15 protein-coding genes are annotated in these 20,733 nt (G+C 38.8%); 8 read left to right on the top strand and 7 right to left on the bottom strand.

Annotated elements, in window-relative coordinates; all coding sequences use genetic code 11:
* Positions 1 to 46 precede the first annotated feature (46 nt).
* Positions 47 to 850 (bottom strand): 4-hydroxy-tetrahydrodipicolinate reductase, encoded by an 804-nt coding sequence (gene dapB / locus GQR47_RS06840; RefSeq protein WP_004335398.1) that lies wholly within the window; start codon positions 848 to 850, stop codon positions 47 to 49.
* A gap of 354 nt (positions 851 to 1,204) precedes the next feature.
* Between dapB and GQR47_RS06835 the strand changes: the two genes are divergently transcribed.
* From GQR47_RS06835 to GQR47_RS06825, 3 genes are all read left to right on the top strand, one after another.
* Entirely contained in the window at positions 1,205 to 2,518 is a 1,314-nt protein-coding gene (locus tag GQR47_RS06835) for a Na+/H+ antiporter NhaC family protein (RefSeq protein ID WP_004335396.1), read from the top strand.
* 132 nt (positions 2,519 to 2,650) lie between these two features.
* The gene (locus GQR47_RS06830) at positions 2,651 to 3,439 is read left to right on the top strand and encodes a nucleoside-binding outer membrane protein (protein WP_024597204.1); all 789 of its coding nucleotides are present in this window, start codon (positions 2,651 to 2,653) and stop codon (positions 3,437 to 3,439) included.
* A 198-nt stretch (positions 3,440 to 3,637) separates the two neighbouring features.
* Positions 3,638 to 4,654 carry an alpha/beta hydrolase gene (locus GQR47_RS06825; RefSeq protein WP_024597205.1) on the top strand — a complete coding sequence of 339 codons (1,017 nt, stop codon included), beginning with the start codon at positions 3,638 to 3,640 and terminating at the stop codon, positions 4,652 to 4,654.
* A 111-nt stretch (positions 4,655 to 4,765) separates the two neighbouring features.
* Here GQR47_RS06825 and GQR47_RS06820 read toward each other — a convergent pair whose 3' ends face one another.
* Positions 4,766 to 5,563 carry a M48 family metallopeptidase gene (locus GQR47_RS06820; protein ID WP_039487466.1) on the bottom strand — a complete coding sequence of 266 codons (798 nt, stop codon included), beginning with the start codon at positions 5,561 to 5,563 and terminating at the stop codon, positions 4,766 to 4,768.
* Between the two features lie 198 nt (positions 5,564 to 5,761).
* On the opposite strand from GQR47_RS06820, the gene GQR47_RS06815 reads away from it, so the two are divergent.
* The gene (locus GQR47_RS06815) at positions 5,762 to 6,964 is read left to right on the top strand and encodes a Bcr/CflA family efflux MFS transporter (RefSeq protein ID WP_024597390.1); all 1,203 of its coding nucleotides are present in this window, start codon (positions 5,762 to 5,764) and stop codon (positions 6,962 to 6,964) included.
* 26 nt (positions 6,965 to 6,990) lie between these two features.
* On the opposite strand, the gene grpE is transcribed toward GQR47_RS06815, so the two are convergent.
* On the bottom strand, positions 6,991 to 7,602 hold the full coding sequence (grpE, locus tag GQR47_RS06810; RefSeq protein ID WP_024597391.1) for a nucleotide exchange factor GrpE: 612 nt from the start codon (positions 7,600 to 7,602) through the stop codon (positions 6,991 to 6,993).
* A gap of 58 nt (positions 7,603 to 7,660) precedes the next feature.
* The gene (locus tag GQR47_RS06805; RefSeq protein WP_024597392.1) at positions 7,661 to 8,626 is read right to left on the bottom strand and encodes an HrcA family transcriptional regulator; all 966 of its coding nucleotides are present in this window, start codon (positions 8,624 to 8,626) and stop codon (positions 7,661 to 7,663) included.
* 154 nt (positions 8,627 to 8,780) lie between these two features.
* Here GQR47_RS06805 and nadK point away from each other — a divergent pair, with 154 nt between their 5' ends.
* From nadK to GQR47_RS06785, 4 genes are all read left to right on the top strand, one after another.
* Positions 8,781 to 9,665, top strand: a complete 885-nt coding sequence (nadK, locus tag GQR47_RS06800; protein WP_165723658.1) for an NAD(+) kinase — start codon at positions 8,781 to 8,783, stop codon at positions 9,663 to 9,665.
* A gap of 77 nt (positions 9,666 to 9,742) precedes the next feature.
* Positions 9,743 to 10,300: a hypothetical protein gene (locus GQR47_RS06795; RefSeq protein WP_024597393.1), complete on the top strand. Its 558-nt coding sequence runs from the start codon at positions 9,743 to 9,745 to the stop codon at positions 10,298 to 10,300.
* Between the two features lie 75 nt (positions 10,301 to 10,375).
* Positions 10,376 to 12,049, top strand: coding sequence for a DNA repair protein RecN (gene recN, locus GQR47_RS06790; protein ID WP_024597394.1), 1,674 nt, complete (start codon positions 10,376 to 10,378; stop codon positions 12,047 to 12,049).
* Positions 12,050 to 12,081: 32 nt separating this feature from the next.
* A complete protein-coding gene (locus GQR47_RS06785) occupies positions 12,082 to 12,405 on the top strand; it encodes a hypothetical protein (protein ID WP_024597395.1) in 324 nt (107 codons plus the stop codon).
* Between the two features lie 13 nt (positions 12,406 to 12,418).
* On the opposite strand, the gene GQR47_RS06780 is transcribed toward GQR47_RS06785, so the two are convergent.
* The 3 genes from GQR47_RS06780 to gltB form a co-directional block, all read right to left on the bottom strand.
* On the bottom strand, positions 12,419 to 13,441 hold the full coding sequence (locus GQR47_RS06780) for a GGDEF domain-containing protein (protein WP_261765725.1): 1,023 nt from the start codon (positions 13,439 to 13,441) through the stop codon (positions 12,419 to 12,421).
* Positions 13,442 to 14,230: 789 nt separating this feature from the next.
* Complete coding sequence (locus tag GQR47_RS06775) at positions 14,231 to 15,646, bottom strand: FAD-dependent oxidoreductase (protein WP_024597398.1); 1,416 nt, start codon at positions 15,644 to 15,646, stop codon at positions 14,231 to 14,233.
* A gap of 9 nt (positions 15,647 to 15,655) precedes the next feature.
* Positions 15,656 to 20,113, bottom strand: coding sequence for a glutamate synthase large subunit (gene gltB, locus GQR47_RS06770; RefSeq protein WP_004335377.1), 4,458 nt, complete (start codon positions 20,111 to 20,113; stop codon positions 15,656 to 15,658).
* Positions 20,114 to 20,733 lie beyond the last annotated feature (620 nt).

Below are 20,733 nucleotides of genomic sequence, written 5' to 3'. Positions count from 1 at the left end.
TCACTGTAGGTGAAATTAGACCCAAACAGTTAAAATAGCAACTAAACTACTTAAGATCTAGCACATCTTGCATATCATAAAGTCCAGCAGGTTTGTTTTTTAACCAGCTTGCAGCCCTTATAGCACCTAGAGCGAACGTCATTCTCGAACTTGCTTTATGTGTTAATTCAAGCCTTTCGCCCATTGTAGCGAAGTATGCGGTATGTTCACCTACTATATCGCCCCCTCTTAGGACAGAATAACCAATCTCATTTTGAGATTTCGCTGTTTCTACTTGGCTTCGGTCATATACCGCAACCTCGTCGTGATCCCAGCCTTTCGCTTGCGCGATTGACTCACCTATTGCCAGTGCAGTACCCGATGGTGCATCTATTTTATGACGGTGATGCGCTTCAAATATTTCGATATCTAAATCGTCACCAAATTTAGTCGCTGCAGTTTGCACAAGGTTAAGTAATACATTGACACCTACGCTGTAATTTCGCGCAAATACAATAGGGATATGTTTAGCGGCATCGTGTAATAGCGCCATATCATCATTTGTTAAACCTGTTGTGCCAATTACCATAGGGATTTTTTGTGCAACAGCTGTTTTTAAATGGTTTTTCATACCCGCTGGCAGCGTAAAGTCGATTAAAACATCTACATCATCTATTGTACTTTCGTCGCTAAAGCTAACACTGTTATCGGCTGCGCTATTTACTTGATTTACATTAATGCCCAATAGCGATGAACCACTACGAACATATGCGCCTGTAAGTTGTGTTTGCTCTTTAATTGTCGCGGCTTCTAATAGGGCTAAGCCCATTCTGCCGTTAGCACCAAAAACACCTATTCGATTTGTAGTCATGGTTTTTACCTAATTTAATTTGAATCCGTTTATTAGCTATATATCCGGACATTGCAAAATACGCAGGTGGGTATTTTTATGCAGTTGGATAAATATTAATCGCTGAAAATCGCGTTGCTTTATAGATATTATCTAAAAGTCATGCAATAGTCAGGTGACCTTTTAATTTAATAATAATAACAATACCAGTTTACTTTAGCCATCTATACATTTAAGCTTCTCTTTCGCGTCGATTTGGTCTTTGGCTTGCGGACGCTGCGGCTAACAACTTTTTAAAATAAAAAGTTGTACTGCTAAATTCAGCTAAAAGAGGAGTTTTGGCTGTGATAAATTTTACTGGTTATGAGGATTATGATGCAGCCATCATTTAATAAAAACAAAGCAATACTTTCTTTACTTCCCCTACTTACCTTTGTAGCGCTATTTTTAGGCTCAGGTTTGTATTTGCAATCGCAAGGGGTTGATTATGCTTTTTACCAACTACCTGCACCTGTTGCTATATTGCCCGCCATCATGCTTGCGTTTATTTTAAATAAAGGCACGGTAAACCAATGTGTAGAGACCTTTATTAAAGGTGCCGGACACAACAATATTATTACCATGTGTTTAATCTACTTACTTGCAGGTGCTTTTTCGGCTGTGGCAAGTGCAACCGGTGGTGTAGATGCGGTAGTAAATGCAGGCTTATCGCTTATTCCACCTTCGTTATTGCTCCCTGGTTTGTTTTTAATTGCGGCTGTTGTTTCTACTGCAATGGGAACGTCAATGGGTACGATTGGCGCCATTGGCCCTATCGCTTATGCGGTATCAATTAAAACAGGTATAGACCCAGCATTAATGGCCGGTACGATTGTATCTGGCGCTATGTTTGGCGATAACTTATCTATTATTTCGGACACCACTATTGCAGCTACGCGCACGCAGGGCTGTGAAATGAAAGACAAGTTTAAAGAAAATCTTAAAATTGCAGTCCCTGCAGCCATTCTAACAATCGCCCTGTTGTTTTATTTAACACCTGCTGCACAAGTAGTTGAAACTAAAGATTATGATATTTGGTTAGTACTTCCTTATGCCTTTATTTTAGTGTTAGCAGTTGCCGGCTTGAACGTATTTGTAGTGTTGTTTAGCGGTATTATTTTTGCCGCATTAATGGGCTTTACCGGTAGTTACGAAGGCGCAAGCTTTGTAAAAGACATTTACAAAGGCTTTACTGATATGCAGGAAATATTTTTACTTTCTATGTTTATTGGTGGCTTATCTGAATTTATTCGTATCAACGGTGGTCTTGATTACATTGCTCAAAAAATTCAAGCGATTACTAAAATCATTGCAAAATGGCACCGTAAAGTGGCAGATCAATTAGGTATCGCTGCGTTAGTTTTAACAAGTAATGTATGTATTGCTAATAACACAGTGTCTATTATTGTCGCGGGTCCTATTGCTAAAAAGCTAGCAGATGACGGTGAAATAAGCGGTAAACGCTCTGCCAGTTTACTTGATATATTTGCCTGTGTTACACAGGGTTCATTGCCATACGGTGCCCAAGCATTGTTATTAGGTGCTACGTTTAAAATTAGCCCGTGGGAAGTATCAACGTCTTCTTATTACTGCTTTATTTTAGCATTTACAGCCATTGCAGTTATTTGCTTACGCCGTAATAAAGCATAGTTTAAACACCGACACTATGTTGCAGCTTAATAAGTAAGCTGCAACATATGTTAAAATAATACTCTACATATCAATCACTTTTGCTATAATGCGCGCCTTCGCGTGTCACTAAAATTATAGTTAAATACAGATATGAAATTTAAAAAATTACTTCCTCTCGTTACTTTTACATCAATTGCTTTATCGTCTTCTGCTTTTGCGGCTAATTGGAGCAGCACAGCACTACATATTAATAATGGCGACCAAAAAAACCCATTCACTGAGCAAGAGTCAAACACCACTGTTTACTCGGTTCAACATGCATCGGGTTACGATTACGGCGATAACTTCTTTTTTATCGATTACAGTAAAGACGATACCGATGATGGTTACCAAGATGCTGATTTTTATGGTGAGTGGTATTCAACGGTAAGCTTATCGGCCATTAGCGGCGAAAAAATTGGCGCAGGCGCATTATTAGATGTGGGCCTTACCGGTGGTATTAACGTTGCTGGCGACGCTAAAGTAATGAAATACTTGCCTGGTGTTAAATTAAGCTGGGATGTACCTGGGTTTAACTTTTTTCAAACGCTGTTCACAGCTTACATTGACGATAGTGAAGGTGTAGCAAAAGGCGGGGCTCCTATTGAAACAAATAGCTGGATGCTTGATGTTGCCTTTGAATACCCTTTCACTATTGGCTCACAAAAATTTAGCTTTAAAGGCCACGCTGAATACATTGCAGAGCGTGAAGATGAATTTGGTAACGATGTAGAGGCGTGGATACTCGCACAGCCTATTTTAGTATGGGATATGGGCCACGCTCTTCAAATGAAAGAAAACACACTACTGTTGGGTATGGAATTACAATACTGGCACAATAAACTAGGTACTGAAGTCACTGAGTCAGTGCCACAAATCCATATTGAGTGGACGTTTTAAGCTTTAACGATACTCGTTTTACCCTACATTAATAAGCGAAGCTCTATTTTAGCTTCGCTTTTTTCATCTCCAAATTAAACAACGTTGAGCATGACAAAGCCTCAATTGAATAGTACTTAATGTTTGGTTACTATAATGAATTATTCTGAGTTTTATATATTAGAGCTCATATTATTTGTCCTTAATTGGAGTAACCAAATGTCGTCGATTAAAGTTATTTGCTTTTCTACTTTATTGTTATTAACAAACAATGCATTAGCGAGCACAACGCAAGATACCTCTTCACTTTCTTATGATGCACTTTTAAGCAGTTATCAGTACGACTTTAAAGTAAATTACTTTAACATTGAGTCACAAAAACAGTCCCTTAAAATGGCGTATATTTACTTAAAGCCTACCAAATCCGACATGCCTACAGTGACGCTTATGCACGGCAAAAATTTTAATGCAGATTACTGGACTACCACTGCGCAATACCTGCAATCTTTAGGCTACGGCGTATTAATTCCTGATCAAATTGGTTTTGGAAAATCATCTAAACCAACTAATTACCAGTATTCATTTGCGGCTCTTGCTCATCATACTCATGCGTTAATGGACTCACTTAATATAAAAGAGTCAATTGTATTAGGGCACTCTATGGGTGGGATGCTAGCGAGTCGTTTTGCACTAATGTACCCAAACACAACTAGTAAATTAATTTTACTTAACCCTATTGGGCTTGAAAACTACCTGCAGTATGTTGATTACAAAGATACAAATTTTTTCTATAAAAACGAATTTTCAAAAACGCCAGAAGGCGTAAGAAAATACCAACAAAAAAATTACTACGATGGTAAGTGGAATACCACATATTCAGCCCTAACCGACTTTATAACAGGGCAAATACAAGGCCCAGATAAAGAACAAATGGCATGGGTAAATGCAAAAACATACGATATGATTTTCACTCAACCTGTAATAACCGAATTTAAAGATTTAGCAGTACCGGTTAAATTAATTATTGGTACACGCGATAGAACCGGCCCTGGCCGTAACTGGAAAAAAGACGGTGTTGATTACGAGCTTGGTCGATATGATAAATTAGGCAAACACGCTGCAACACTTATCCCTGACGCACAATTATTTGAACTGGATAATTTAGGGCACCTGCCGCACATTGAAGATTTCGAACGCTTTAAAAATGTATTTAAACAAGCACTTGCTGCTGAATAACCACGCTTAAAAACTAAAATAAAACCCCTGTAGGTAAAATACTTACAGGGGTTTTATTTTAATTACGCATTAATACTAAACGTACACTACTTCAGATAGTAAAGCGCTTAACTACAGTGTGCATTGTGGGTTTTTACCCTGTGCTTTAGCAGTGCTTTGCTCGCTAAGTGCTTTACTCATTTGCGCTTGTAGATTTTTAATACGGTTACTTGGCGCTGGGTGAGTAGATAAAAACTCAGGGGTTGTACCGCTGCCCGCTGCACTCATATTTTCCCAAAGTGTAACCGACTCTTGTGGATTAAACCCCGCCTGTGCCATTAAATCCAGACCTATAGTATCGGCTTCTGATTCGTGAGAGCGGCTAAATGGTAAAACAACTCCATATTGTGCGCCCAAACCTAAGCCTTGCATAATTTCGTTACGGTATTGAATATTACCCATTTCAAGTGCAGCACTACCAAGCTGCATACCGGTATCTAAAATAGAGCTTTGTGATACACGCTCATTAGAATGCTCAGCAATTACGTGCCCTACTTCGTGCCCTAGTACTGTTGCTAATTGGTCTTGATTGGTGGCTATTTTTAATAAGCCCGTATGAACCCCAATGTAACCCCCAGGTAATGCAAAAGCGTTAGCAGATTCATCTTCAAATACCACTACTTCCCAATTTTGCGACGCGTATTCTTTTGGTAATACAGCCACTACTTTTTCAGCAATACAATTTACATAAGAATTTGTTTTAGCGTCTTTATTTATTGGCTGAGATGCTTTCATTTCGGCAAAGCTAGCAGTACCCATTTCACTCATTTGTTGATCTGAGTAAAGCGCTATTTGAGTACGTCCTGTTGGTGACGTTTTACAACCGGCTAAAACGGCTGTCGCTAATACTGCAAGTACTAGTTTTTTCATGATAATTCTCTTAAGTAATGAATTTTTTATTGCTTGTAGAATAGCAAACACAGTACCAATTTAAAATATTTGCTTTATGTACCGTTATATTAAAAAAAAAGCAATATGACGATAAACTTAGCGGGCAAACTAAGTTTATCCAAATACAATGCCCTGTTACACTATAACCCTTGTTTTTAGTGATTGTTGAGTTTACACATGGACGCCTCAGCCTCGTCTTTTAATACCCGTATTTTATTGCCTTTATTAGCCAGTATAGTGGCGATTACGCCATTGGCGATAGATATGTACTTACCTGCCATGCTGGTAATTGCAAACGATTTACACACTAATATGCCCAATGTACAAATATCGTTGAGTATTTACTTAGCAGGCTATTCATTAGGGATGCTATTTTTTGGCCCCATTGCCGATCAAATTGGCCGCCGTAAGCTTGCACGTATCGGCTTAACCTTATTTGGTGCAAGCTCACTTGCACTGGCATTTACCACCGAAATCCATGCTTTTTGGACTCTTCGAGCAGTGCAAGCATTTACGGGAGCGGCAGCAACGGTAGTAGTACCGGGTATTATTCGCCATATTTATCAGCAAAATACAGCTAAGGGAATGTCGTATGTGTCGATGATTATGATGGTAGCGCCGTTAGTTGCCCCCTCTGTTGGCTCGTTTATTTTAGGATTTTCTGTTTGGTCAACCATATTCTTGGTTCTTGCTGGGTATAGCTTTTTAATATTGGCATTTGTGCAAGTGTATCTAATTGATATTCCTATTCACAAAAACGAAAAAAAGGGTCTCGCTCTGTTTTTCGACAGCTATAAAACAGTACTCAGTAATAAAGATGCACGTGCCGACATACTCAGTTCTATGTTTGTATCGTTTGGATTTTTTTGCTTTTTGACCTCAGTACCATTTATTTATTTAGATTTATATGAAGTGTCAGAACAGTTATTTGGTGTGTTATTTGCCTTTAACGTAATGGCGCTGATGTTTGGTAACTTTTTAAATACGCGAATTGTACCAAGGCTGGGCTCTCGAAAAATGCTCTATATTGGGCTTACATTTGGATTTGTATCGGGGCTGGCTTTACTAACATTTAGCTTATTGCATTTATCACTTTATTATATTGTGGCTGCTATTGCGCCATTAATGATGAGCTTAGGCGTCACTGCAAGTAATGCTGACTCGCTAATATTAATGAAGTTTGAAAAAAACACAGGCACGGCAACGGCCGTAATTGGCACACTTCGTTTTGGCAGTGGCGCGTTAGTTGGCCCACTACTCGCTATTATGCATGCAAAAAGCGCAGTGCCATTTTCAAGTTTAATGTTCAGCGCTGTTTTGCTTACTATACTCGTACAGTTAATTCACTATAAAAAAGACAAAAAAAATGCCTCAATATGAGGCATTTTTTAAAACTAATAATTCAATTAAGCATCAGCAGCTTTAGAAACCATAACCATTGCAGGGCGTAATAAACGACCATTCAATGTGTAACCTTTTTGCATAACAGCAAGTACTGTATTAGGTGTTACATCGTTACTTGGTTGAATTGACATTGCTTGATGAAAATCTGGATTAAACTGCTCACCTTGTGGGTTTACAATTTCAACACCAAACTTTGCAACAGCATCGTTAAAGCTTTTAACTGTCATATCGATACCTTCAAGCAACGGCTTTAAAGTCTCATTTTCTTTATCAGAAAACTCAATAGCACGCTCAAGATTATCAATTACAGGTAGTAATTCGTTAGCAAATTTTTCTAGTGCAAACTTATGCGCTTTTTCTACATCTTGTGCTGCACGACGACGAATGTTGTCTACGTCTGCTGCAGCACGAACAACACCATCTTTTTGATCAGCAATAGTTTGTTTAGCAGCTTCAAGCTCTGCATATAGCATAGCTATTTCTGCTTCAGGGCTTTGCTCTTCTTCTGCATGTTGATCAGCGGCTTCTACTGCTGCTTCTACATCAGCCTGCATTTTAGAAATTTCTTCGTTTAATTCTACTTCTTGCTCAGGGTTTTGTGTCTGCTCAGACATAAAATACGTGCTCCAATTCTTTACAACTGCGGTAATTATGGGGATTGAATAAAAAGATTCAAGAGTTAGATGCCTCAATTAATTTAAATTCTCGAATTATTTCTTCGATTTGCGCTGATTTAGGGCAAATTATACAAAAGCGGCTTTGGTATTCTTGATTTTGAAAGTACGGCACGCTTATTACGATCAATTCATCACACTCAGTAAAAGGCAATTTTTCGCTATTAAGTACCGATACACCGTTTTTAAAAGCGAGTTTATCTTCTACATAATTTAAAAACGAAACACCAATATTTAAACTTTGCTCACAATCGATTTGTTTATAGAGGTAATTTTCGCCAACTACAATACTATTATCTGAGCCTAATTTTTGACTTAGTTGTCGCGTCCATTGATTAAGCGAATCATGACAATTTCGAGGCGCTGTATTTGCCATCGCCTTCATACGATACAGACCCTCCATAAGAGTTTGTTGGCTAAATACGGTATTCAACCATGTTGCAAACTGATAACGAACAGAATCTGACGAATCATGAGGTTTATCAATACAAATGTTGTGGCTCTGCCCAGCCCTGTCTATTAATAGAATAAGCCAGTCGGTAGAATCAAAATCAAGCACCTCTACTCTAAACACTTGCTGCGAGCTGACTTGTGGTAAACCAACACAACAACATATTTGGTATTTTTGGCTCAAACCATGTGCTAGTTCAACGAGTTGTGATTGCTCTGGTTGCCAATAATTAGCAATGTCAGCGAGTGGAAAAAACTCGTCAAACCAATAATCAAACCCTTCATTTGTGGGCACTCGTCCTGCAGATGTATGAGGTGAATACAATAGCCCCACTTTTTCTAAGCGAGCCATAGCATTACGAACCGTAGCCGAGCATACTGCCATGCCTTTGAGCTTGGCAATTTTTGTTGATGGAACAGGCAAGCCTTCACCATTACAGTACATGTTCATAACAGCTGAAAAAATTTGCTGATCTCGTGAGTTTAGTTTCATGGTATCTACATCTTGTTGCATGAAAGAGATATCGGGGCGTTTAGTTGTTTTTCAAGTCGTGCAGTTAACTGACTGCGAATAAAATTGAAGGTTTATAATATTGCTATAATCTGTATTTTCAAACACTTCTGTTTTGAGTTACTCTACAATTATTAAATCTTTTTGTGCGTACATTATGGACTCTCCTTTTAATACCATAGGCCTAATTGGCAAACCTAATCACCCGGGAGCCGCTGCTACCCTTCAGCGCTTACATACATTTTTACTTGCGCTTGGTTTTGAGGTAATAGTAGAAAAACGCACAGGGAGTCAATTAGACGATATCCCGCATGACAAACTTGTTAAGTTAGTCGACTTAGGAGAACAAGCCGATTTAGCTATTGTTGTAGGCGGTGACGGTAACATGCTTGGTGCTGCACGCGTGCTTGCGCGCTTTAACATTGCTGTAATTGGAGTAAATAGAGGTAACCTTGGCTTTTTAACTGATTTAAACCCTGAAGGGTTTGAAGCGAGCTTAGAGCAAGTCCTCAGTGGTGAGTACCTTGAAGAAAAACGCTTTTTATTAGAAGTAGAAGTATATCGCCACAACGAATTAAAGAGTGCAAATTCTGCCGTTAACGAAGCGGTACTTCATGCCGATAAAGTAGCGCATATGATTGAATTTGAAGCTTTTATAAATAATGACTTTGTGTTTTCTCAGCGCTCTGACGGTTTAATAGTATCAACCCCTACTGGCTCTACGGCATATTCACTTTCAGGTGGCGGGCCAATTTTAACGCCAGAGCTAAATGCAATATCGTTAGTGCCTATGTTTCCTCATACCTTATCTAGCAGACCTTTAGTGGTCGATGCCGATAACGAAGTACGCTTAAAGCTAAGCCTAGAAAATACAGATAGCCTACAGGTAAGTTGCGACAGCCATGTTGTGCTTGCCGTATTACCCGGCGATGAGGTAGCAATTAAAAAAGCGGATAAACAACTGCGCTTAATTCATCCAAAAAATTACTCGTACTACAACGTTTTACGTACAAAACTAAATTGGGGTAGTCGTTTGTACTAATTTTATTGCCAAATTTAGTACTATAAAGCAAAATGGCGGCTTAAAATAATAATCAAATAATTTAGGAACGAGTAGCAATGACTTATGTAGTATTCTTTGCTTTACTGCTATTAATTACACTTTTATACAGTTACCTCAAAATTGAGAGTAATCGCAAAAAAGCAATCGAAGCTAGAAAAAAGCTATTTAATGAACGTGTTTCGCATGTAAATTCACGCCTTAAAGCAAAGCTTAATGATCTTCTTGATGCTAAAATAATTCGCCCAAAATACGTTCCTCGTATTCAAGCTATTGTAAATAATTTTTTTGTTGTGCAATCGCATACAGACGAGAATTTGCAACAACTTGAAGATACCGCTGACCTACTAATTAATACGTTGTCCAACGAGTTAATTAAAACTAATCAAACGAATATAATCCAGCCATTGATTGATAATATACAGTACTTTGTATCTGAGTTACCTCAGCAAGGAATTTTATACAATAAGAGTTTTTACCTAAATACTTTACCTCCACTTATCGGGCTACTTAAAACCGAAGACATTATACAAGCTACTGATATTGTTGATGATCAAATTGATACCTCCCCAAAAACTTCTGATACACAATTTACTCAAGATGTAAGCGTTGCATAAATAATAAAAAATTAATTTGCAAAAAACCAAAACACTGTATAAATTAACAGTTAATTGACTGGATGGATAAACAGTATGTTAATTGGTTTAGAAGTTAAAAATTTTGCAATTGTTAGTAATTTAAGCACAGAATGGCGCAGCGGTATGACCGCGATCACTGGCGAGACAGGTGCTGGTAAATCTATTGCTATTGATGCGCTATCATTATGTTTAGGTGAACGAGCTGAAGCATCAGCAGTGCGCCCAAGCTCTGATAAAGCAGAAGTGTGCGCTCAATTTGACCTAACAGATTTACCGCTAGCTCAATCGTTTTTAGAGCAACATATGCTAAACAATGACGATAATGAATGTTTATTACGTCGTGTTGTTTGCAAAAATGGACGCAGTAAAAGCTATATTAATGGCAGTGCCGTTACCGCATCACAATTAAAAGAACTTGGTCAATATTTAATATCTATTCATGGACAACATGCCCACCAACACTTATTAAAAGCTGAGCATCAGTTACAGCTTTTAGATGCCTACGCAGGGCATCACCACTTAGTAAATGATGTAAATAACAACTATAAACAGTTTGCTAACCTACAAAAAGAATTTAAACATTTAGAGCAACAACAGCAGCAACAAGCAGCGCAAAAACAATTGTTAGAATACCAAGTTGCAGAGCTCGATGAGTTTGCCTTACAAGAAGGTGAGTTTGATTTAATTGAGGCCGAGCATTACAAACTTAGTAACAGCCAAACAATATTAGAATCGTGCCAACGTGAATTACAATACTTATATGAAAGTGATGAACAAAATGCTTGTTCAATGCTGCAGCACAGTGCCCAACAATTCACTGAGCTGGCTCAATACGACGAAAGCTTAGCAGGCGTAGCAGCCCTCCTTAGTGAAGCCGCAGTACAAGTTGAAGAAGCAAGCCGTGAAGTTCGAAATTATACTGAGCAAGCAGATTTAGATCCTGCTCGTTTAGGTGAAGTAGAAAATAGACTAAGCGGTGCGATGGATTTAGCGCGTAAGCATCACATAAAACCACAGCAGCTAGTTGAGTTTCATCAATCGATTGCTCAGGAGCTTGAGTCAATAAGTAATAATAGTAATCGTCTGGAGCAACTAGAGTCAGAAATAGAAAGCGCGTTAATTAGTTATAAGCAAGCTGCCGATGAACTAAGTAAAAGTCGCTATGAGTATGCTAATACACTTAACACACTAATAAGTGAAAGCATGGCTAATTTATCGATGGAAAACGGTGTATTTGAAATAGCTTTAACTCAAGAGAGTAGCCGCGCACCTAATAGCTTAGGGTACGATAATGTGTCGTTTTTAGTATCAACTAATCCGGGGCAGCCACTTCAGCCTTTAGCTAAAGTAGCCTCAGGTGGTGAGCTTTCTCGAATTAGCCTTGCTATACAGGTAATTATTGCCCAAAAAGTAACAACCCCAACGCTTATTTTTGATGAAGTTGATGTAGGTATTTCTGGCCCTACAGCATCAGCCGTAGGCAAACTATTGCGCCAGTTAGGTAAGTCTACTCAAGTGATTTGTGTTACCCATTTACCGCAAGTTGCTAGTAGCGCACACCAACAATTTTTTGTAGCTAAAGAAATAGCACAAGGCGAAACGTTCACTCATATGCTGCCTTTGAATAAAGATGGTCGTATTAATGAAATAGCTCGCTTACTTGGTGGTGATAATATCAGTAAAACAGCTAAAGCGAATGCTAAAGAACTAATAATGGCCCATGCCTAACATTGGTGAATAGAGCTTTGAAGGATTAAATAATGCACAGTACTTTAGTTAATTTTTGTATCATTTTAAGTTGGTTTTTATTAGCGCTAAGCAGCTGTTTAATTATTTTTAGTAAATATAAGCATACTTACTTTAAACAGCGTTTACTGGGGTTTTTAAATAGCTTTTTAGTTCTTCAGATAATCGCCGTAGCCTATTACTTTACTAGCGAAAAAATAAATAACCTAAGTGACTTAGGCATCAGTTATTGGCTATTAATTACAATGCAGATTGCCTGTAATGCAATGTGTTACATGAGCGTAAAGCGCAGAAAGGCTAAAATAAAGCCATCACTTGATTCGTTTTCAATGGATTAAAGTAGATAAACTTTTAAGAAGAACACGTTCTGTTTTTACCTTGCGCTTTTGCTTTATAAAGTAGTTCATCAGCACGCTTGATATCAAGATCAATTGAGCGTTCAGCACTTGCAGAGATAACACCAATACTTAGCGTAATATTGGTACTATCTGAAAATAAGCTCACAACTGAAGCTTTAAGGGCGTTGTGGATTTTTTCTGCAACTTGCTCCCCCTGCTCAACTGTTGCATCTGGAATAACAATTAAAAACTCCTCTCCGCCCCAACGTGATGCAATCGCATTTTTTGGAATACTTTTATCAAAGGTTTTAGCTAACTGAATAAGTGCTTCATCGCCAAAATCATGGCCGAATTGATCATTAATTTTTTTAAAATTATCTACATCAGCTAATAAAATTACAAAGGGAGTATTATTATCTTTCAGCTCACTTTTAAAAGCCACAAGCTTATTCATGGTATAGCGACGGTTTGGCAGGTTAGTGAGTGGATCTATAGTTGCTAAAAATTCATTTTTTTGACTCAAAGCAATTATTTTACTGCTGTATTTTTCTCTTGAAAACTCGTAGTAGCCACTCAGCGACGCGACAATTATAAAAGCGAGTATGATTCTGATAGGAAACTGTTCTGGACTATAGTCATATATATTGAATGTATCAGCGCAGTAAAAGCCTAAAACAATCGCTAATAAAAACAAAATTATATCAAATGTACCTCGCTTAAGTCCGCGTATTGAATAAGTAACTGGAGACACTATGAATATCCATATAGGCCCTGTTCCTTGTGCTCCACCAGTGAGGACTAGGTAAAACATTAGTGCATAAAGGTTGTATAAAATTATAGTGCCTGACTTCTCTACTCCCCTACTTATGCTAAATGCCAATAAATAAACAAACGAAGAAACAACCAAGGTACACGCTAATAAATAACTGCTATTAATAAATGCTAAGCTAGCCATAGAAAACGTTGCTATAAACCCTATTGAAGAGAAGAATCGAACAATGAGTTTCCTTTCCGACTTGTTTGAATATTCGTACATAATTTCTATTTATTTTATTAATATATAAAAGCTTACTTGTAGACAAAAAGTAAGCAAACCGTAAACAGCGTGCGATAATGGACCAACTTTATATTTAAATCAACTCTTAAGATTAGTTATTTCGGGTTGATAAAAGCGAATACTTTAACCATTACTTACCTTTGTTAGGGATAATGCATAACATTAAGAGTTAAAAAATAAATAAGTTTACTTTTTTATTTCCACACTACCCGCACTAATAGTACTGAGTAATAGTAAAAGTAGTGATATAACACACGCAGTTAAAGATGGTATTGACGATGCTGTAAATATGTATTTAGAAAAGCGACCAATCAATTAACTCTTCACATCAAAGTGTTTATACAACGACGAAAACAAAAGTTATAGCATATTAAGCAGCAAAAAAAGCTACAGATTATGACCAAATAACGTTAGCTAGTACTACTGAAGATCCAAAAACTCGAGTTGCTACAAGTATATGCCTGTACCCTTGTGTTGGTTAAGTAAAGCGTAAAGTTTGATGTATGAATTAACCCTCAAGGCTGCTTAATAGATGCCCAAAGCATCCGTATTTAGCTCGAAACAAGCACACCCTCACTAAAGCAAAATAATCCCTCTTGGTAGTTACACTAAAGGTAAAAGCTCAAGGTGTCGCTAAAGAAAGCTATGCTACAGGTGATATTAATATAATACCGTTTGTGGCTAACTACGTTGACATTACATTCGAATCAAACAATAAAAAAGCAAGCCAGTTGGCTTGCTTCTTATTCATTTTATTAATACGAACAATTAAACTTTTAAGTAATCCATAATACCTTCTGCAGCATTACGTCCTTCAAAAATAGCGGTTACCACTAAATCTGAACCACGCACAATATCGCCACCAGCAAATATTTTAGGGTTCGTTGTTTGATGTGTAAATTCACCCTGTTCTGGTGCATTAATGCCGCCCCAGTGGTTTATTTCTACATCGTATTTTTCTAACCAATCCATTTTGTGAGGCTGGAAACCAAATGCCATAATAACTTGGTCAGCTTCAATCACATGCTCTGAACCAGGTACTTCTTCAGCACGACTTCTGCCATTTGCGTCAGGTTCGCCTAATTTAGTTTTAACCATTCTAACGCCAGTTACTTTACCTTTATCGTTCAATACAATGCCTTTAGGCTGAACGTTATAGGTAAATATAACGCCTTCTTCTTTGGCGTTTTTAACTTCACGTTTAGAACCAGGCATATTTTCTTTATCACGACGATAAGCACACGTTACTTTTGCAGCATTTTGACGAATAGACGTACGCACACAGTCCATCGCTGTATCACCACCACCAAGTACAACTACTTTTTGGTTAGCCATATCAATACACGGCTGCTTAGTCTCGTCATAGCCCATTACACGGTTAGTGTTACCAATCAAGAACGGGAGTGCATCGTGAACACCTGGTGCATCTTCATTTTCAAGACCTGCATGCATACTTTGATACGTACCAACTCCTAAAAATACGGCGTCGTAATCAGCTAAAATTTGATCAAGCGTAATATCAACACCTACTTCAACATTTAACTTAAACTCCACGCCCATTTCAGTGAAAATTTCACGGCGCTTTTGCATCACTTCTTTTTCAAGTTTAAAAGAAGGAATACCAAACGTGAGTAGTCCGCCAATTTCTGGGTGACGATCAAACACTACTGGTTTTACGCCGTTACGAACTAAAATATCAGCACACCCTAAACCAGCTGGGCCTGCACCAATAATAGCTACTTTTTTGTCGGTCCAAGTTACATAAGACATATCAGGCTTCCAGCCCATTTTAAATGCCTCATCGGTAATGTATTTTTCAATATTACCAATTGTAACCGCACCAAACTCTTCATCTAATGTACACGAGCCTTCACACAAGCGGTCTTGTGGGCAAACACGCCCACAAACCTCTGGTAAGCTATTTGTACGATGAGAAAGCTCTGCAGCCTCTATAATACGACCTGTGCGTATTAACTTTAACCATTGTGGAATGTAGTTATGTACTGGGCACTTCCACTCACAATACGGGTTACCACAATCTAAACAACGATCAGCTTGTGAGTTAACCTGATTCTCTGAAAAGGGTTCGTAAATTTCTACGAAAGATTTTTTACGTGACGAGATTGGTTTTTTGCGTGGGTCTACACGCTGCACGTCTATAAATTGATATACATTTTCGCTCATACTGCCCCCTTATTGCGCCTGAACACGTAGTTCGGCACTACTGCGAGCGCGATGCCCGAGTAAACTTTTTACGTCGCTTGATTTTGGTTTTACTAATTTGAACATCGGTAAGTACAGTTCAAAGTTAGCTAAAATGCTTTCTGCTCTGCACGAACCCGTAAGCTCTAAATGCTCAGCAATTAAGCCGCGTAAATGCTCTTGATGCGACGTTAATTCGTCTAGTGTTACTATTTCTACAAGCTCTGGATTAATGCGTTTTTCAAAATCATTTCGCTCATCTAAAATATAAGCAAAACCACCAGTCATACCCGCGCCAAAGTTAACACCTACATTACCAAGTACACACACAACGCCACCGGTCATGTATTCACAACCGTTGTCACCTACACCTTCAACAACCGCTTGCACACCTGAGTTACGAACTGCAAAGCGCTCACCGGCACAACCCGCTGCAAACAGTTTTCCGCCTGTAGCGCCGTACAAACATGTGTTTCCGGCAATGGTTGCTTTATGGCTTTCAAAAGATGAGCCAAGTGGTGGACGAATAACTAACTTACCGCCTGCCATTCCTTTACCTACGTAATCGTTAGCATCGCCAACCAATGTCATTTCAAGACCACCGGCATTCCATACACCAAACGATTGACCCGCAGTACCGTGTAATTCAATTGCTACTGGGTCTGCCGCCATACCTTGATTACCGTGTTTATCAGCAATATAACCCGAAAGCATTGCACCTACAGAGCGGTCAGTATTACAAATACGACTCACAAGCGAGATACCGCTTGACGTATCAATTGCCTCTTGCGCTTTAGCTAATAAACTTTCGTTTAACTTACCTAGGTAATGTGAACTGTTAGGCGCACTACAATAAAGCGTTTCGCCAGTTGGGTTGTTCGGCTGAGCAATAACGGACGATAAATCAATTTTCTTCTGCTTTGCAGTTTTGCCTTCAATTTCTTCTAATAAATCTAAACGGCCAATTAAATCAGTTAAATTTGCAACGCCTAGGCTAGCCATAATTTCACGAGCTTCTTGCGCTATAAACTTAAAGTAGTTCATCGCCATTTCTGGTAAGCCGTGATAATGCTTTTGACGAAGTGTTTCGTCTTGTGTTGCAACACCGGTCGCACAGTTATTTAAGTGACAAATACGTAAGTATTTACACCCAAGGGCAACCATTGGACCAGTACCAAAGCCAAAGCTTTCAGCACCTAAAATTGCCGCTTTAATAATATCTAAACCTGTTTTTAAGCCACCATCTGTTTGCAGGCGAATGCGATGACGAAGGCCATTTTCAACTAGTGCTTGCTGTGTTTCAGCAAGTCCAAGCTCCCATGGGCTACCCGCATATTTAACAGAAGTAAGTGGGCTTGCGCCTGTACCGCCGTCGTAGCCAGAAATAGTAATTAAATCGGCATATGCTTTAGCAACACCTGTTGCAATGGTTCCCACACCTGGCTCTGAAACAAGTTTTACAGAAATAAGTGCTTTAGGGTTTACTTGTTTTAAATCGAAAATTAGCTGTGCTAAATCTTCAATTGAGTAAATATCGTGATGCGGTGGTGGCGAAATTAACGTAACACCTGGTACCGAATAACGAAGTTTAGCAATATACGGCGTTACTTTTTCACCTGGTAATTGTCCACCTTCGCCTGGCTTTGCACCTTGCGCTACTTTAATTTGAATAACGTCAGCACTGCGTAAGTAATGAGGCGTTACACCAAATCGACCTGAAGCGACTTGTTTAATACGCGAGTTTTTCTCTGTACCATAACGCAGTTTATCTTCACCGCCTTCACCCGAGTTTGAACAACCACCTAAGCGGTTCATTGCAATTGCTAGCGCTTCATGCGCTTCTGGTGATAACGCACCAATACTCATTGCTGCTGAGTCAAAACGCTTGTATAGGTTTTCTGCAGACTCAACTTCATCAATGCTTATACCTTGCTCAGGTAGTTTAAGCGCTAACATATCGCGCAAAGTCGCAATTGGACGATTATTAACTAAATCAGCGTACGCACTGTAGTCTTTATAATCACCTGAGCGAACCGCTTTTTGCAGTGTTTGAATAACATCTGGATTATAAGCATGATACTCACCACCGTGAACGTACTTAAATAAACCACCGTGGCTTAATAATTTACGCTTACTTAAAGCAAGTTTGTGCAAACTTTGCTGATCGTCATCAAAGTCGGTAAAACATGCACCTTGTATGCGACTTGCAACGCCTTTAAAGCACATTTCAATAATCGCATCAGATAATCCCACCGCTTCAAACAACATTGAACAACGATAAGACGCAACCGTACTTATGCCCATTTTAGACATAATTTTGTATAAGCCTTTATTAATGGCTTTACGATAAGCAAGGGTCACTTCGCAATACGACTTATCAATAATTTTGCTGTCGCTCATCGCAACTAGCGATTCATACGCAAGGTATGGATAAATTGCCGTAGCACCAAAACCTAATAGCACAGCAAATTGGTGCGCATCTCTCACGCTGCCAGTTTCAATGATAATATTTGATTCACAGCGCAAGTTGTTATCAACTAAGCGTTTTTGTACCGCACCTACAGCCATAGCTGCTGGAATTGGTAAATTTATTTCATCAAAGTTACGGTCAGTTAAAATAAGCATGATACAGCCCGCAGCTGCTTTTTCTTGTGCTTGGTCACAAATACGCGTAACCGCGTTTTCTAAACCCTCTTCAACTGTGTAGGTAATATCAATTTTACAGTAGCTGTAGTGCGCTTCATCAGCATTTAATAGCTGCTGCATATCTGCGTACATTAAAATTGGTGTATCAAACTGTAGGCGCTTAGCGTGGCCTGTTGTTTCGTTAAATACGTTTTGCTCACTACCAATACAGGTTGCAAGCGACATTACATGGTTTTCACGTAGTGGATCGATAGGTGGATTTGTTACTTGCGCAAATTTTTGGCGGAAGTAATCATAAAGTGAACGATGCCCTTCACTAAGCACAGCAAATGGCGTGTCATCACCCATTGAGCCTGTCGCTTCTTGGCCGTTTTCACCCATTACACGAATAACGCTATCAAGCTCTTCGTTGGTATAACCAAACATTTTTTGATATTTAGCTAGCGTTTCGTCATCAAATGAGCGATTACCAGCGTCTTGCTCAGTAAGTTCTTCAAATGGAACTAAACGTTTAACGTTTTCTTCAAGCCATGACTTGTAAGGATGGCGAGATTTTAAATCTTGATCGATTTCATCCGAGTGCCAGATTTTGCCAAGTTTAGTATCAATAACTAATAATTCACCTGGACCAACACGGCCTTTTTCAACCACTTCATCGGCAGTGTAATCCCAAATACCCACTTCTGATGCAAGCGTAATAAAACCATCTTGTGTAATTACATAACGTGCTGGGCGAAGTCCGTTACGGTCAAGATTACACGCCGCAAAACGACCATCCGACATAACAATACCTGCCGGGCCATCCCATGGTTCCATATGCATAGAGTTAAAGTCGTAAAATGCACGTAAATCGTCGTCCATTGCACGGTTTTTCTGCCATGCAGGCGGCACGAGCATACGCATAGCGCGGAATAAATCCATGCCGCCAGCTAAAAATAGCTCAAGCATATTATCTAGGCTTGATGAATCAGAACCGGTTTCGTTTACAAACGGCGCTGCGCTTTGTAAATCAGGAATAAGCGGTGACGCAAATTTATAAGAACGTGCGCGTGCCCACTGGCGGTTACCTTCAATAGTATTAATTTCACCATTGTGTGCTAAATAGCGGAAAGGTTGAGCTAAAGGCCAACGCGGCTGAGTATTAGTAGAAAAGCGCTGATGGAAAACACAAATCGCACTCGTCATACGAATATCAGCTAAATCTAGGTAAAAATTAGGTAAATCCGCAGGCATCATTAAGCCTTTATAGATAGTTACCAAACCAGATAGACTTGCGATATAGAAAGCTTCATCATCAACAATGCGCTTTTCAGCGCGGCGGCGTGCTACATATAAGCGACGCTCTAAGTCTTTAGAACGCCAACCTTCTGGCGCGCTAACAAAAATTTGTTCAAAACCTGGTAATTGCTGTACAGCAATAGGACCCAACATAGATGGGTCGGTTGGTACAACACGCCAACCTAAAATATTTAGCGTTTCTTTTTCTAATTCTTCGCTAAGTATTTGTTTTGCAGCTTGTGCTAAAACAGGGTCTGAATTTAAAAATATCATACCCACTGCGTAGTTTTTGCCTAAGTGCCAATTATGTTCACTGGCAATTGCACGGAAAAAGCTATCTGGTTTTTGTAATAATAAACCACAGCCATCACCTGTTTTACCATCGGCAGATATACCGCCACGGTGCTGCATGCGATCAAGCCCCGTAATAGCAGTACGAATAAGCCTATGACTAGCTTGACCATTAACTTGGGCTATTAAGCCAAAGCCACAATTTTCTTTTTCTAACTTTGAGTCGTATAACATAGACCCCTCCCCTTGCTGCACTGTTAGCGTGGATGAACTGCTCGACGATTTGCTAACAGACGGACAAAACTAGCCTCTATCTTAAATAGAGTCAATAGCACTTTGAATACATATTCACATTCTTGAATATTTCTCACTTCATAGCAAGATTTCTTTTTATCATTATTTTTAACATTTAGCGTTATTTTAACCACTATTTTTTCATGACACTGGTGTCAAGTTTAACATATTGTAAAAAACACAAGCACTCAAAGTTGCAGCTTACGTAAACGTAAAGTCAGACAAAAGTGAATAAGTATTCAACACGTGAAGCGCTATTCAGTTAACATTTAGATAGTTTTATGCTATTTCATTACTTTAATGGCTTAACATCCCCGATTATTGCTGCTCATTAGTATAGTTATGAAAGTTCATGTCCTTTTTTGTACATTAATAGTGAATTTTTATTTAAAGCGGTGTCCGATGCGGACATAAAAACTGTCCGCGGACATCATTTTAAAGAACAAAAAATAAAAAGCACTTTAATATCAATGTGATAGTAGTTGGCATATTAATCGTATAGCTTTACATATAATCGCTAATTGGAATTACCATGTTTACTCTAAGCTTATTTTTGCTCT

The sequence above is a fragment of the Pseudoalteromonas sp. Z1A2 genome (genome assembly GCF_011378755.1).
GTDB lineage: Bacteria > Pseudomonadota > Gammaproteobacteria > Enterobacterales > Alteromonadaceae > Pseudoalteromonas > Pseudoalteromonas distincta.
The sequence above is the reverse complement of the archived record's forward strand: the minus strand, read 5'-3'. Positions and strand labels throughout refer to the sequence as shown.